This window comes from Planococcus sp. CP5-4_YE (assembly GCF_019042655.1).
In the GTDB taxonomy this organism is placed as follows: Bacteria; Bacillota; Bacilli; order Bacillales_A; family Planococcaceae; genus Planococcus.
The window spans coordinates 48236-62138 of sequence record NZ_JAHPZO010000001.1 but is presented as its reverse complement, the minus strand read 5'-3'; the positions used below and the strand labels follow the sequence as shown (position 1 = coordinate 62138).

The window sequence follows — 13903 nt, the reverse complement described above, 5'->3', positions numbered from 1 at the left end:
TGTTTCCTCCAGTCTTTTAGCTTCCCGCTAAAATAGTGATTTCGTATTCTTCGATTTCATAGCCATGGCTGACTTCAACATCGCCGCCCCATACCTCAACAGATAAAAATGACTCTTCCGATTCATCCGAGTAATCATAATAGTCCAGGGTTTTGCCGTCAACGTTCTGGCTTCTGCCTTCCGCTTTCACGAAAGCCTTGCCGCGTTCTTCCAGGTGATAAGAACGGCCGTCATATGAAACTTTCTTGGCGCCGGGTTCTAGTCCTGGGAGGTGGGCCGTTTCATATATCCCAACTTCCAACTCATCATCCATTTCCACACTGAGCCACAGAGTTTTGCCGGCAGAAACCAACTGATAGGCAGACCAGGTATAACCGCTGTCATTATAATGGATTTTTCCGGCGACTTCATAATCCGCAAGATCGTATGACACAAAATCCCCGACGCGCAGGTTCAGCAAAGTCCGCTTTTCTGCTTTCGGTGTTTCTTTGTTTGTCCCGCCAAATAAACGATTTAAAAATCCCATTTTTTCACCTCTCTTAACATACGGACGATGTATGCGAAAGTTTCATTTTTTTGAATATAGCAGATAACAGCAATAAAAAGAAGCCAAGCATCCAGCTTAACTGAAAGATGGTAGACATTTAAGCGGTTTAAGGCTTCCGATGTTCAATTTTCGGAAACAGTCACATTATATAGAAGAAAACGGCGCTAAAGCAAATGGCTTATTCCCCGCTGCGAAGGAATTTCCGCCTTAAAGAGAGAACAATAAAAGTGCAAGAGAAGGGTATGTCGCTTTAAAGCGAGTGCAGCGGCCAGGTATAAATCCAAACCGGAAGGAAGAAGGTTATGAAACAGATTATCGCACTGGGTGGAGGCGGCTTCTCGATGGAGCCTGAAAATCCATTGCTCGATCTATACATATTGGAACAATCGGCGAAAGAAACGCCAAAGATCTGCTTTATCCCAACAGCGAGCGGGGACGCCGACAGCTATATCGCCCGCTTCTACGATTTCTTCGAACAGCAAAACTGCGAGCCTACACATTTATCATTATTCAAGCCGCCAGCTCAAGCGCTGGAACAGTTCGTGTTGTCGCAGGACATTTTGTATGTCGGCGGGGGCAATACAAAAAATTTGCTCGTGCTATGGAAGGAATGGGGCTTGGACCTGATTATCGAAAAAGCCTGGAGCCAAGGAATCGTCTTGGCAGGAATCAGTGCGGGGTCGATTTGCTGGTTTGAACAAGGCGTCACCGATTCTTACGGCGATGAACTTCATCAGCTGGACTGCTTAGGTTTTTTGCCCGGCAGCAATTGTCCACATTACGACGGGGAAGCGCATCGGCGCCCGACGTATCAGCGTCTGCTCAAACAAGGGCAGATCAAGCCGGGACTCGCCGCAGATGATGGCGTGGCGTTTCATTTTAGCGGGCAGGACTTGCACAGCGTTGTCAGTTCACGTCCTGAGGCCAAGGCTTACCGTGTAGGCGTGGACTATGAACAAAAACTGGAAACACGATTTTTGGGGAAGCCTGACATTGGGTGAAAGTTAAGTTCTGTCTAAGCAGGTTAGTGCAGAAGGCCAAGTTTACCGATAAGTGGAAAGGGAAAAACCTACTAATAGAAAAATTAGGAGGAGATCTTTTGCAAACTCACCAAATGTATGTGAACGGCGAATATGTATCATCCACTGGAGACGAATGGATCGACATCATCAACCCAGCGACGGAACAAGTGATTTCCAAGATTCCGAAAGGCACTGAAGAAGATGTCGATAAAGCCGTAGAAGCGGCGCACCAGGCACAACAGGCATGGGAACTGACACCGAATATCGAACGCGGGAAAATCGTCCGCAAGCTGGGCGATAAAATTGCCGAAAACCGCGACAAGTTCATCGACCTATTGCAGGAAGAACAAGGGAAAGACTATGAATTGGCAAGCGGCGAGGTAGATTTGGCGATTGATTATTTCCGCTATATGTCCGAATGGGCGAGACGGATTGAAGGGGAGATCGTGCCGAGCGACCGACCAAACGAGAACATTCTGGTCTACAAAAAACCGATCGGCGTTGTCGCAGGAATTATCCCATGGAACTTCCCTATATTCATTTTAGCGAGAAAAGTCGCGACGGCACTTGTTACAGGTTGCACAATCGTCATCAAGCCGAGCCAGCAGACACCGAATACTGCAATGGAATTCACGAAACTTGTCGATGCGATGGAAGAAATCCCAGCAGGCGTCTACAACGTCGTAACCGGTACCGGTTCTGAAATCGGCAATGCGCTGGCTTCGCACAAAAAAGTCCAGATGATCACCATGACAGGCAGCTTGCCGGCCGGAACGAAAGTGATGGAAGCGGCAGCGCAAAATATCACCAAGGTCAATCTCGAACTTGGCGGCAAGGCGCCGGCCATTGTCACGCAACACGCCGACTTGGACCTGGCCGCAAAAGCCATCACCACGTCGAGACTTGCAAACGGAGGGCAGGCGTGCACGAATGCGGAGCGCCTCTATGTCCATGAAAGCGTTGCGGAAGAGCTCAGCCAAAAACTTATCCAGGCATTCGAAGCGACGAAACTCGGCGACCCGAGAGAAAGCAAAGACGTAACAATGGGGCCGCTCATTAGCCAAGACCGTTTGGAGACTGTCGAAGAAATGGTTAAAGATGCTGTCTCGCAAGGGGCGACCGTTGCGACAGGCGGAGAACGCGCGGATCAAAATGCCGGGTTCTTCTACAAGCCGACCATCTTGACGAATGTTACCCACGATTCCGATATTATGCGTGAAGAGATCTTCGGGCCGGTGTTGCCGATGACCACTTTCAGCACTATTGAAGAAGCGATCGAAATGGCCAACGATACGGTATTCGGATTGTCTTCTTCGGTTTATACGGATGATCTTAACGAAGCGATGCGCGTCGTCAATGAAATGAAATTTGGCGAGACTTACGTCAACCGCGAAAACTTCGAAGCGGTACAAGGCTATCACGCCGGCATGCGCCAATCCGGCCTCGGTGGTGCGGATGGCAAGCACGGCATGGAAGACTTCCTTGCGACGCAAGTTGTTTATATGCAATATAAAAAATAAAGTAAAAAAGGGTCTACCCCATACGTATATAAAATGAAGCAGCCGGAGAAAAGAGATTCTTTTTCTCCGGCTGTTTTAATTGTGTCTGACTTTTTTATAATTTTTATTTTCATCACAGCTGATGGAAATGGAGACGGCGAATAAATGAACGAAGTGGAACTGAGTTCATTTATTTGCGACGCATCTGCATTGCAGATGTGGGAGCAGATCTTTTCTGCGATGCTTGAGCATAGCGAAAGTTGAGCAACGAAATTACATGGTGCCCTGGCAGCTGGCAACGCGACGTCCTGTCGCGCCAGCTGCATGACCCACATCCTGTGGCCCCGAAAGCGTCCGTCGCAATGGACATCAGCCTTTACTTTCGGTTACTCTCCTTTTCATTACTTATTTTTCAAAACGCACGAAGCGTTTTTTGCCGATCTGCAGGACATCGCCGTTATGGACGACGGTGTCGAGTTCTTCGCGTGTCAGCTTATCGCCGTTGAACGATACGCCGTTTTGTTCGATGAGCCGCACAAATTCGCTTTTACTGCGGACAAATCCGGACTCTACCAACTGCGGGATGATTTCTTCGATGCGTTCTTGGCCGATTTCGACCAGCAACGAAGGGATGTTTTCCGGAATTTCACGCTTTTGAAAGGCCGTCTCGAAGTAGTGTTTCGCTTCTCTCATCGCGTCTTCGCCGTGGTAGAGCGTCGTGATGATTTCCGCCAGTTCCAATTTGATATTGCGCGGGTTTTCACCGTCTTCAAGCCGGTCGAGCAGGGATTCAATCGCCAAGGGATGCTCATCTGTCGTCAGTTCAAAGTATTTGAAGACCAAAGGATCCGGTATCTCCATGACTTTCTTGAACATAATTTCAGGCGCTTCGCTGACGCCGATGTAATTGCCGAGGCTTTTGCTCATCTTTTCCACGCCGTCGAGCCCTTCAATAATTGGCATGAAGATGGCGACTTGCTTTTCCTGGCCCATATGCTTTTGAAGCGTGCGGCCCATTAAAATATTGAAAGTCTGGTCCGTGCCGCCAATTTCGATGTCGGCGCCTATTTCAACGGAATCGTAGGCTTGCATGAGCGGATAGAAAAACTCATGAATGCCGATGGGCGACTGGTTTTGGTAGCGATTCTGGAAATCGTCGCGTTCGAGCATGCGCGCGACTGAGGTGCTTGCGGCAAGCTTCAAGACCTCTTCGAAATTCAGTTTCGACAGCCATTCGCTATTAAAGCGCACCGTTGTTTTCGTTTTGTCGAGTACTTTGAAAATCTGTTCGTAGTAAGTCTCTGCATTCTCCCGGACCGCTTCGTCACTGAGCGCGGTCCGTCCTTTAGCCTTGCCGGAAGGGTCGCCGATGCGCCCGGTAAAGTCGCCGATTAAAATGACCGCTTGGTGGCCGAGGTCCTGCAATTGCTTGATTTTGCGCAAAACTACTGCGTGGCCAAGATGGATATCCGGTGCGGATGGGTCGAGCCCGAGTTTGATCGTGAGTGGACGCTGTTCGTTGTATGAACGTTCAAGCTTTTGGAGCAATTCGCCCTCGTCGATGATTTCGGCGGCTCCTTTTTCGATGATTTTCAATTGTTCAGTGGGTGTGAGTCGCATGCTAACATCTCCTTGTCTTGGAATAGTCCATATCGCAAAATCGATAAGAATACAAAAAAGCGCCCTCTAGGGAAAAACCCTAAAGGACGCGGATATGCGTGTTACCACCTTAGTTTGGAAACTGCTCGCACAGCTTCCCTTGGAAAGTACGGCCGAAGCGATACTCCTGCATGGATTACGGATGCAACTCCGGTGTAGCCTACTGAAGGTTCGGTACACAGCTCAAAGAGGTATTTCCCCGGACACCGCATGCGCCTCTCATCAACCGGCCGCTTTCTGTCTGCTTCAGTCACAGGTACTCGTTCTTATCGTCGCTTTTGTTCTTATACTCCGAAATGCTCGGGCAAATCTTCGTTATGCAGATATTGTTTTTCATTATAACTGGATTAAAAAAGAAGTCAATCATGAAATGAATGGAAACCGGCTGAATCGATTGTTCATTTTTAAGTGTTTTCGATAACTTCTCCTTGCGGCGCTTTTTCTGGCACCAGATGGACGGATTTGATGAAGAAAGAAATCACCAAGCCAACCACAGCGAGTACCAAACCGAATGTAAAGGCATTTTGCACGCCAGCCGTCAGTGCTTCCGGAATAGCGGAAGCGCTGTTTGGATCTGATACATTTTGCATATAGGTCGATTGCGTCGAAGACATGATGGTGATAGCGACCGCTGTTCCGATGGCGCCTGATACTTGCTGAAGGGTGTTCATTAAAGCGGTGCCATCCGGATACAAGTCTTTTGGCAATTGGTTCAATGCGTTAGTTTGGGCAGGCATCATCACCAATGAAACCCCGACCATCAAAAGAGTATTCAAGACGACGATGGCAACTGCAGTGGTGGCAGTCGTGACGCCTGACAAATTCCACAAGGTAATGATGATGATCGAAAATCCGGGAATGACCAACCCTCTCGGCCCAAATTTATCATAAATCCTCCCGGTAATCGGGGACATTAAGCCGTTCAACACACCGCCCGGAAGCAGGATGAGCCCGGCTGTTACAGCCGCCAAGCCAAGCCCTGTCTGCAAATACAGCGGCAGTAGAATAGCTGATGACAGGATGACCATGAACGCGATAAAGACAGCGGCGAGCCCAAGTGTGAACATAGGGTATTTGAAGACGCGGAGGTTGATCATCGGCTGGTCCATTTTAAATTGCCGGATGGAGAACAAGAACAATGAGACAAATCCAACCGCAATGGATGCGATGACGATGAAACTGCCCCAGCCGCTTTCCCCAGCAGTGCTGAATCCATAGACAATGCCGCCGAATCCAAGGGAAGACAGCACGATGGAAGTGATGTCGATCTTAGGTTTTGTGATCACGCTGACGTTCTGCATGAACATGATGCCGAAAACCAGTGCAAATACTAGAAACGGAAGAGACACCCAGAAAATCCAATGCCAGCTTAAGTTTTCAATCAAAAACCCGGAAATCGTTGGCCCAATCGCCGGAGCGAACATGATGACCAAGCCCATCAATCCCATAATCGCCCCTCTGCGATGAATAGGGAAGATCAATAGAATGGTGTTGAACATGAGCGGCAAAAGCAAGCCGGTCCCGATTGCCTGAATGACACGGGCCACCATGAGAATGCTGAAGCTCGGCGCCAGTGCAGCGATCAAGGTGCCGGTCACTGAAAAGGCCAGGGCGGCAATGAATAGCTGTCTTGTGCTGAACCATTGCAGCAATAAGCCAGACACAGGGACCAGTATGCCGAGTGTCAGCAAGTATCCGGTCGTGAGCCATTGGATGGTGGACGATCCCACACCGAATTGTTGGATTAAATCACCCAATGCCATATTGAGCGCAGTCTCACTGAACAATCCAATGAAGCCTGCGATTAAGAATGAAATTAAAATAGGGGTCGTTTTGATGGTTTCTTGTTGCTGTCCTGCTATAGTTGTCATATTTTATCCATTCCTCTCTGAAATGCCTGATTCTAATTCTCTCTTTTTGACAAGATGAAAGGAATTTGATCGGCGATGATTAAAAGCGATTCTACGTTTTTGGTAGTGAGTGAAAGCAGAATGCCTCCCTCGATCGCGGCCAGAATGAAAACCCCATAATCTTTAGCCAGCTTTTCGCTGTAGCCTGCTTCAATAAACTTGGTGGAGTATAGTTCTCTCCATTCTTCGAATGCCGACTGGCACGCGGCCCTGATTGGTTCATTGGTCGAATATTTTTCAGCTGCAATCGTTCCAATCGGAAACCCGACCGGTTCTGTCTCATCATTCAATAGATCGGCTAGCTGATGGATATGGTCTTGAACCGCTTCGACAGGATTGCTGGTTTGCTCGAACGATTTCTCAATCCATGCCAGCACGATATCTTTAGTGTGGTGAATGGCTGCGACAGCCAGCTCTTCTTTTCCATTAGGGAAATAGTGGTACAGAGAGCCTTTAGGAATGTTGCTGTTTTTCAAAATGTCATTAAGACTTATTCCTTCGTATCCATGCAGGCGGAACAATCTGGAAGCAGCCTCGATTAACGCCACTTTCGTATTGGGTTTAGACATAATTCACCTCTTTAAATAATTAAACCGACCAGTCTAATATAATTGTTGCATGAATCCTTGTCAAAGAATGGAACCCTTCACAGAAGCAAAATAGGGAAAGGGAATTTTTCTAAATAATGCATGCTATAATACTGATTCGGGAAGACAGTAGCAAGGAGGGATTTTCATGGATCTATTTAAAGCGATTGTCATTAAACAACAAGAAGATGAAGTGACCTACGGCGTGGAACAAATCAGTGAAGACCAATTATCGCAAGGTGACGTCTTGGTGAAAGTGGCGTATTCGTCAATCAATTACAAAGACATGCTCGCGGTGCAGAAAAAAGGCGGGGTCATCCGCGATTACCCGATGATTCCAGGAATCGACTTCAGCGGAACGATTGTACATACAGCGGAGGGGCGATTTCAGGAAGGCCAGGAAGTGGTCGTTACAGGATTTGAGATGGGAATGAGCCATACCGGCGGGTTCGCCGAATATGCCCGCGTGCCGGCACAGTGGGTCGTTCCTTTGCCGGACGGCTTGAGCCTGAAAGATGCCATGGTGTTCGGGACGGCTGGATTCACGGCGGCACTGTCCATTCAAGCGCTTGAACAAAACGGCATGGACCCGAAAAACAATCCGGAGCTATTGGTGACAGGATCGACTGGCGGAGTCGGCAGTGTCGCGCTGCAGATTCTTTCCAAAATCGGCTACACCAATATCACGGCCTTGGTGCGCAAAGAACATCAAGTGGAGGTGGCCAAATCGCTTGGCGCGACACAAGTCATTTTCCCGGATGACCTCGGTGAACTGAAAAAGCCATTGAATAAACCGAAATTCGATTATGTCCTCGATACCGTCGGAGGCGATGTCGCGTCGGTCCTCATCCCGCAAATTTCCTACGACGGCAGCATGAGCATGTGTGGCAACGCGGCGGGTCTCCAAATATCGGCGACGGTCCTGCCGTTCATCTTAAGAGGCGTCAATTTGCTTGGCATCGATTCGGTCAACGTGCCGATCGAAAAACGCGGCGCGATTTGGGACAAGATGGCGGCCGACTGGAACATCACCCAAACAACTTTGACGGATGAAGTCTCGCTCGAAAAAGTCCCTGAAACAATCGAGGCGATCAAAAACGGCAAGCATTTAGGGAGAACCATCGTTAATTGCCAAGATGCTTAAATCCACCAAAAAAACGTTCGGCAAGCATGAAACTGTGCTTGCTGAACGTTTTTTATTTTGCCCTTTGATGCAGCCAATGAAGCTAAAAAGTCTCCTCCATTTTTCGGATTACTGAGTGCGACATAACATAGACATCGCCCAAAATATCGATGCTGCCGCCTTTTGAGCGCAAGGCACAGTCTTTATTCGACGCGTACACATTCATTTCATTCGACAGGGCAGACAGCTCTTCTTGAACGAGTGCCATATTGTTTTCGAGGTCGAAATGGGACAGCACGGAAAAAGGGTCTAGTGCGAGGCCGTCGCAAACGGTGTCCATGCCGACAGCATATCCAAAACGTTCGGAGCATTTCCATTTAGCGGACATATTGATTGCTCCGGCACTGGCCCCCATAACCAAGGCGGCGCTCGTTTTGATCGGCTCCGCCAATTCATACTCTTTCAAAAACTGGTTTTGCTTAAGCGTATCTCCGCCCAACAGGAAAATGGCTGAGGCATTTCTGATTAAGGCATGGGCCACTTCCTGCTCTACACGCGAATCGATTAGATGATATTCATCGAATGAAATGCCTGCCTGATGGAGCCAGGAACGTTCCACAGCGCCATCAACTTCAGTGTCTGATGGATCCGAGCTGACCATCACGAGCGACTTCCGTTCCGGAAGATCTTCCTTTAAAGCTTTGCTTAGGTTCTGCGGGAAAAAATCAGTAAACCAACCTAAATAATAATGGGTTTTCATAAGGGCCTCCTTCGTGCAGCTGATGATAACCATTATACAGTTAATCGGTTCGTCTTTTTATAATTGCCCAAAGGGAAAAATTGCACATTGGGCAATTTTTGTGGTATAACATGTAAGAATTGAAAAATGAGGTGATGGAATGACTGACAGCGGTTTGCGGGATCAGAAAAAAATAGCGACCCGCCAGGCCTTGGCTGAAGCGGCTTTCAATTTGGCAATCGAGCGGGGTGTGGACGGGTTTGTCGTGGAAGATATCGTCCAGACTGCGGGCTACTCGCGCAGGACATTTGCCAATTACTTCTCATGCAAGGAAGAAGCGATCGCCAACGCCTTGACGATGAATGATTATTTGGAGCGCGACGGCACATTCGCATTTTCCACGGAAAATTATACGCCTTTGGATACCATCGAGTTATACATCCGGGGAAGTTTCACGATCAATAAACTACGCCGGCTTAATCAGCTCGTTTCGTTATCAAGAAACCATCCGACGCTCAAGCTGTATGTAACCGGCGCATTGATGGAAGTGCAAAATTTTACGAAACGCGGCATCAGTGAAGAGTTCGGCAGCGACTATCCGGAAGAGTATTACCCTATTCTGATCGGCGCCGTATTCGGTGCGATTTTGCCGGTTCTGGATGAAAGCATCGCTGTTAAATTACCGGAAGACGGGGAACAGGGCGAGACAGATAACGAATTTAACCAATACATCGATATCGTCTTTGCCCATTTACGAAAAGGTTTTAACTAACAAATTAGAGAACGGAGTTGCACAAGTGTCGAGATTTTTTTATAGTATCGGAAAAACCGCCTATAGCAAGCCTTGGATTTTCATTGCCAGCTGGCTGCTCATTTTAGGCGTCATCATCACAGCCATTGTCACAAATGGCGTGAATACAAGCAGTGAAACAAGAATTGACGGTACCGCCGCACAGGACGTACTGGATGAATTGGCGGAAGAATACCCGGCAGCATCCGGCGGGCAAGGCAGTTATTTGTTCGAAGTGCCGGAAGGGGAAGCTGTTGACAATCCCGCCAATGCCCAAGCTTTAGCGATGGCAGCAAATGAAATTTACAGTTTGGAACATGTTGTCAATCCGATGGATATGCTGCAAGACGAAGAAGCAATGGCCCAGATGCAGGAAATGCAAAGCATGTTGAGCCAGCTTCCGGCGTCTGAAGTCAATCACCGGCCGTTCATCGTCCAAGAGATGCCGGTCCCAGGGATCCAGATTTCAGAAGACGGAACGGTCGCATTATTCCAGTTCCAACTAACCAAAACAGCGGAAGACTTGAGTGAAGCGGAACGCGAAGAGCTCGCAGATGCTGCGAATATCGCGCAAGACAACTCTTCCATTACGGTCATTCCGACGGGCGCGCTGCAAGGCGTCGATATTCCGATCGGGGGCACGCATGAAATCATCGGGCTCGCGATCGCAGCGGTCATCCTGGTCGTCACGCTCGGCTCGCTCATCGCCGCCGGCTTGCCGCTGGTCGTAGCATTGATCGGCGTCGGTGTGGGCGTCGGCGGGACATTCGCCTTGTCGAGCATGTTCGAGATTAACAGCCTGACTCCGGTTCTCGCTTTGATGATCGGCCTTGCTGTCGGAATCGATTATGCCTTGTTCATTGTTAACAGACAGCGCAAACTGATCACCGAACAACAATTGACCGCGAAAGAAGCGGCTGCCCGTGCAGTCGGCACAGCAGGCAGCGCAGTCTTTTTTGCCGGCTTGACCGTTATCATCGCACTCAGCGGTTTGCTGGTAATCGGCATTTCGTTCCTTAGCAGCATGGCAATCGTCGCCGCATTGACGGTGCTGATCGATGTACTGGTCGCGCTTACGCTTCTCCCGGCATTGCTCGGGTTGCTCGGCGAGCGGATTGTCTCGACTAAAGCAAGAAATAAAGCACAAACAAGCAAGGGTTCCAAACAAGGTTTTTCCGGAGCTTGGATCACAAGCTTATTGAAAATGAAATGGGTCGCCATTTTGCTGGTCATTATCGTTCTCGGTACACTCGCAGTGCCGGTCGCGCAAATGAACCTCGGCATGCCATCCGGCGAAAGCGCCAATCAAGACACTGCTGTTAGGCAGAGCTATGACGTCATTTCCGACAGCTTCGGGGAAGGCTTCAACGGCCCGCTGCTCGTCGTGGCCAAAGACCAGGACGCAGCTGCAGTAGGTCCGCAGGAATATTTCCAGCTGCTCAGCAATATCTCACAGCTCGACGGCGTAGCGGAAGTATCTCCAGGTGGCTTCAATGAAGACGGAACAATCGCCATCATCAGCATCATTCCGGAAAACGGGCCGACCGATGAAGCGACGAAACAATTGGTGGAAAGTTTGCGGACAGATGCCGCTGCCACTGAAAACACCAACGCAGAAATCGGCGTGACCGGTTTGACGGCAATCAATATCGACATTTCGGAGAAGTTGGCTGAAGTGTTCCCGATCTATATCGCCATTATCGTCGTGTTGTCACTGCTTATCCTGTTAGTCGTGTTCCGTTCAATCCTCATCCCGATCAAAGCAACGGCTGGCTTCCTGTTGAGCATCATGGCAACATTCGGCGCCACAACCGCCGTCTTCCAGTGGGGCTGGCTCGGATCGCTTTTCGGAATCGACACCGGCGGACCATTGCTGAGCTTTATCCCAATCATGGTCACCGGGATCTTGTACGGGCTCGCCATGGATTACCAAGTATTTCTTGTGTCGTCAATGCGCGAAGCTTATATCCACGGTGAAAAAGGCGACCGCGCCATCGTCAGCGGCTACAAGACGGCCAGTAAAGTGGTTGTCGCCGCCGCATTGATCATGGTATCTGTATTCTCTGGCTTTATCTTCACCGATGACATCATGATCAAGCAGATCGGTTTTGCTTTAGCGTTCGGTATTCTCGTCGATGCCTTCCTCATTCGCATGATCTTCGTGCCGGCCGTCATGTCGATGTTCGGCGACAAAATCTGGTGGCTGCCGAAATGGCTCGACAAGAGTCTCCCTGATTTGGATATTGAAGGCGAGAAACTGCTTCATGAACTGAATGAAAAAGATAAAGATAAAGCGATACGCACGAATACTGGAGAAAACTCCATCTAAAGATAGCTAAAACTGCCGGGAAGCTTCCCGGCAGTTTTTTTGAGTAAAAGTTCCTTACGAATATTTTGCGCTGAGCATCTTTCTGGCGGCAGCTATAAGAGTTCGCAAAAGTATGCGCGAATTCGTGAATGTTCATAAACTAACAGCTTACCGTTCTTCGTTAGCTAGCACAGACCCGATTGCGCCCTGTTCGCTTGGCTTTGTATAAGCAGTCATCTGCAATGCTAAACACTTGAGAAGCATCAGGTATGTTTTCTGGATAGGTAGCTACCCCTATGGAGATGGTAAGGCGAATATTCTCTGTAGCAGAAACCGGAAAAGGATGTGCTGCTACTTTTGCCCGGATACGCTCTGCCACTTGTAATGCCTGATCATGTGGACAGTCAGGCAAGATAACAGAGAATTCTTCGCCGCCATTTCTTGAAACGATATCAAATGAACGGCTAACATCCTTTAAGATCTTGCCGAGCTCTTTTAACACTTTGTCGCCGACAGGGTGGCCATAGGTATCATTGACGTCTTTAAAGTGATCAATGTCGATAATCAGTAAAGATAATCTTTCCTTTTTCTCTATCGCATTCGTAATCAATGTGTTCCAAACGGCATCGAACTGGCGAACATTATTTAATCCAGTTAAAAAGTCAGTCGTCGACTCTTCTTCATATTTCAGTAACAGATATTGCGTTTTTCGGATGTATTCCGTCACGAAGATAGCCGTGCATCCTCCGAATAATGAAATAACCCAGTAAGAAGGAATCAAATTTTTCAAGATCTCGCCATCTCTGATCAATAATGTGATGATGACGCTGAAGACAATATTTGAGAAAACGACCATGGCTATACCTAACTTGTATGAGGGTGGACTATTCTCTTTCTTGTTTAGAAATCGATGAATAGCGATAAAACCGCTGATTAAGATAACCATTAAGATCATTGCAGCTAAGGAAGACATATTAAAGCCAAAGACAAACCGGCCTCCTATAATGACTGCCGCACTGATGATAGCCTGTGGTACACCTAAGAAAATAATAAGCAACATAACAGGCACAAACCGCAAATCTACGATAGTTTCAGGGGTGACTTGAATGGAGAAATACATAAGCACTGTTCCCAAAAGCCCACCCGCAAGGCCATCCGTTAGAATAGCTTGAAGAGGTGATTTTTTTTCTAAACCAAGTTTCAATCTTAATTGCATATAGAGAAAAATTAATGAAATCAACACACATAAATTAATAAATAAGTCGTCGACTAAGGATAACAACGCTGACGCTCCTTCCGGTATTCCAGATGTTGAATGGGTTGTTGGGATATAAATAGGGAAGAAAAATATATCGCTATTAAGCAGATAGGTTTTCTAAAAAGTGATTCGTATGGAGATACACGGTTCGAAACAAAGAAATAGAAGTTCATCTATCTCATCCTCTTCTTAAGCAGGCATATTAATGGATTTCGAATAGAGGCTTGAACCGAAGTGTAGTAACAAACCCATTTTACTTTCTAATAATACACTTTTTTTAAAAAATATTGGATAATATTTAATTTTTAAAATGAAATGGACTAGCAGGAGGTAACTTCAATGAACTGTTTAGTATTCAATACTTATACAGTTGATTTTGAGAATAGAGGCCTGTCAATATTGTTCTCATTTCGCAAAAAATATCGTGCGATTTTACTTGCTTCATAAGAAGCTTTTCCTTT

11 protein-coding genes are annotated in these 13903 nt (G+C 47.7%); 5 read left to right on the top strand and 6 right to left on the bottom strand.

What is annotated here, in order from left to right; genetic code table 11:
• Positions 1–16 precede the first annotated feature (16 nt).
• Positions 17–526, bottom strand: a complete 510-nt coding sequence (locus KTG14_RS00270) for a DUF4178 domain-containing protein (RefSeq protein WP_216968311.1) — start codon at positions 524–526, stop codon at positions 17–19.
• Between the two features lie 323 nt (positions 527–849).
• Here KTG14_RS00270 and KTG14_RS00265 point away from each other — a divergent pair, with 323 nt between their 5' ends.
• Complete coding sequence (locus tag KTG14_RS00265; RefSeq protein WP_216968309.1) at positions 850–1548, top strand: Type 1 glutamine amidotransferase-like domain-containing protein; 699 nt, start codon at positions 850–852, stop codon at positions 1546–1548.
• Between the two features lie 98 nt (positions 1549–1646).
• Complete coding sequence (gene aldA / locus KTG14_RS00260) at positions 1647–3089, top strand: aldehyde dehydrogenase (protein WP_216968307.1); 1443 nt, start codon at positions 1647–1649, stop codon at positions 3087–3089.
• A gap of 384 nt (positions 3090–3473) precedes the next feature.
• Here the strand turns inward: aldA and tyrS are convergent, their stop codons facing one another.
• The 3 genes from tyrS to KTG14_RS00245 all read right to left on the bottom strand — a co-directional run bounded on the left by tyrS (position 3474) and on the right by KTG14_RS00245 (position 7206).
• The gene (tyrS, locus tag KTG14_RS00255; protein ID WP_216968305.1) at positions 3474–4688 is read right to left on the bottom strand and encodes a tyrosine--tRNA ligase; all 1215 of its coding nucleotides are present in this window, start codon (positions 4686–4688) and stop codon (positions 3474–3476) included.
• Between the two features lie 443 nt (positions 4689–5131).
• Positions 5132–6598 carry a DHA2 family efflux MFS transporter permease subunit gene (locus tag KTG14_RS00250; protein ID WP_216968303.1) on the bottom strand — a complete coding sequence of 489 codons (1467 nt, stop codon included), beginning with the start codon at positions 6596–6598 and terminating at the stop codon, positions 5132–5134.
• Positions 6599–6630: 32 nt separating this feature from the next.
• Positions 6631–7206, bottom strand: coding sequence for a TetR/AcrR family transcriptional regulator (locus KTG14_RS00245; RefSeq protein ID WP_216968301.1), 576 nt, complete (start codon positions 7204–7206; stop codon positions 6631–6633).
• A gap of 166 nt (positions 7207–7372) precedes the next feature.
• Here KTG14_RS00245 and KTG14_RS00240 point away from each other — a divergent pair, with 166 nt between their 5' ends.
• Complete coding sequence (locus tag KTG14_RS00240; RefSeq protein ID WP_216968300.1) at positions 7373–8368, top strand: YhdH/YhfP family quinone oxidoreductase; 996 nt, start codon at positions 7373–7375, stop codon at positions 8366–8368.
• Positions 8369–8450: 82 nt separating this feature from the next.
• Here KTG14_RS00240 and KTG14_RS00235 read toward each other — a convergent pair whose 3' ends face one another.
• On the bottom strand, positions 8451–9107 hold the full coding sequence (locus tag KTG14_RS00235; RefSeq protein WP_216968298.1) for a Type 1 glutamine amidotransferase-like domain-containing protein: 657 nt from the start codon (positions 9105–9107) through the stop codon (positions 8451–8453).
• 139 nt (positions 9108–9246) lie between these two features.
• Between KTG14_RS00235 and KTG14_RS00230 the strand changes: the two genes are divergently transcribed.
• Together KTG14_RS00230 and KTG14_RS00225 are read left to right on the top strand one after the other, a co-directional pair.
• Positions 9247–9858, top strand: coding sequence for a TetR/AcrR family transcriptional regulator (locus KTG14_RS00230; protein WP_216968296.1), 612 nt, complete (start codon positions 9247–9249; stop codon positions 9856–9858).
• 25 nt (positions 9859–9883) lie between these two features.
• Positions 9884–12205, top strand: coding sequence for an MMPL family transporter (locus KTG14_RS00225; RefSeq protein ID WP_216968294.1), 2322 nt, complete (start codon positions 9884–9886; stop codon positions 12203–12205).
• Positions 12206–12365: 160 nt separating this feature from the next.
• Here the strand turns inward: KTG14_RS00225 and KTG14_RS00220 are convergent, their stop codons facing one another.
• Positions 12366–13466, bottom strand: a complete 1101-nt coding sequence (locus KTG14_RS00220; protein WP_254177904.1) for a diguanylate cyclase — start codon at positions 13464–13466, stop codon at positions 12366–12368.
• Between the last annotated feature and the right edge of the window lie 437 nt (positions 13467–13903).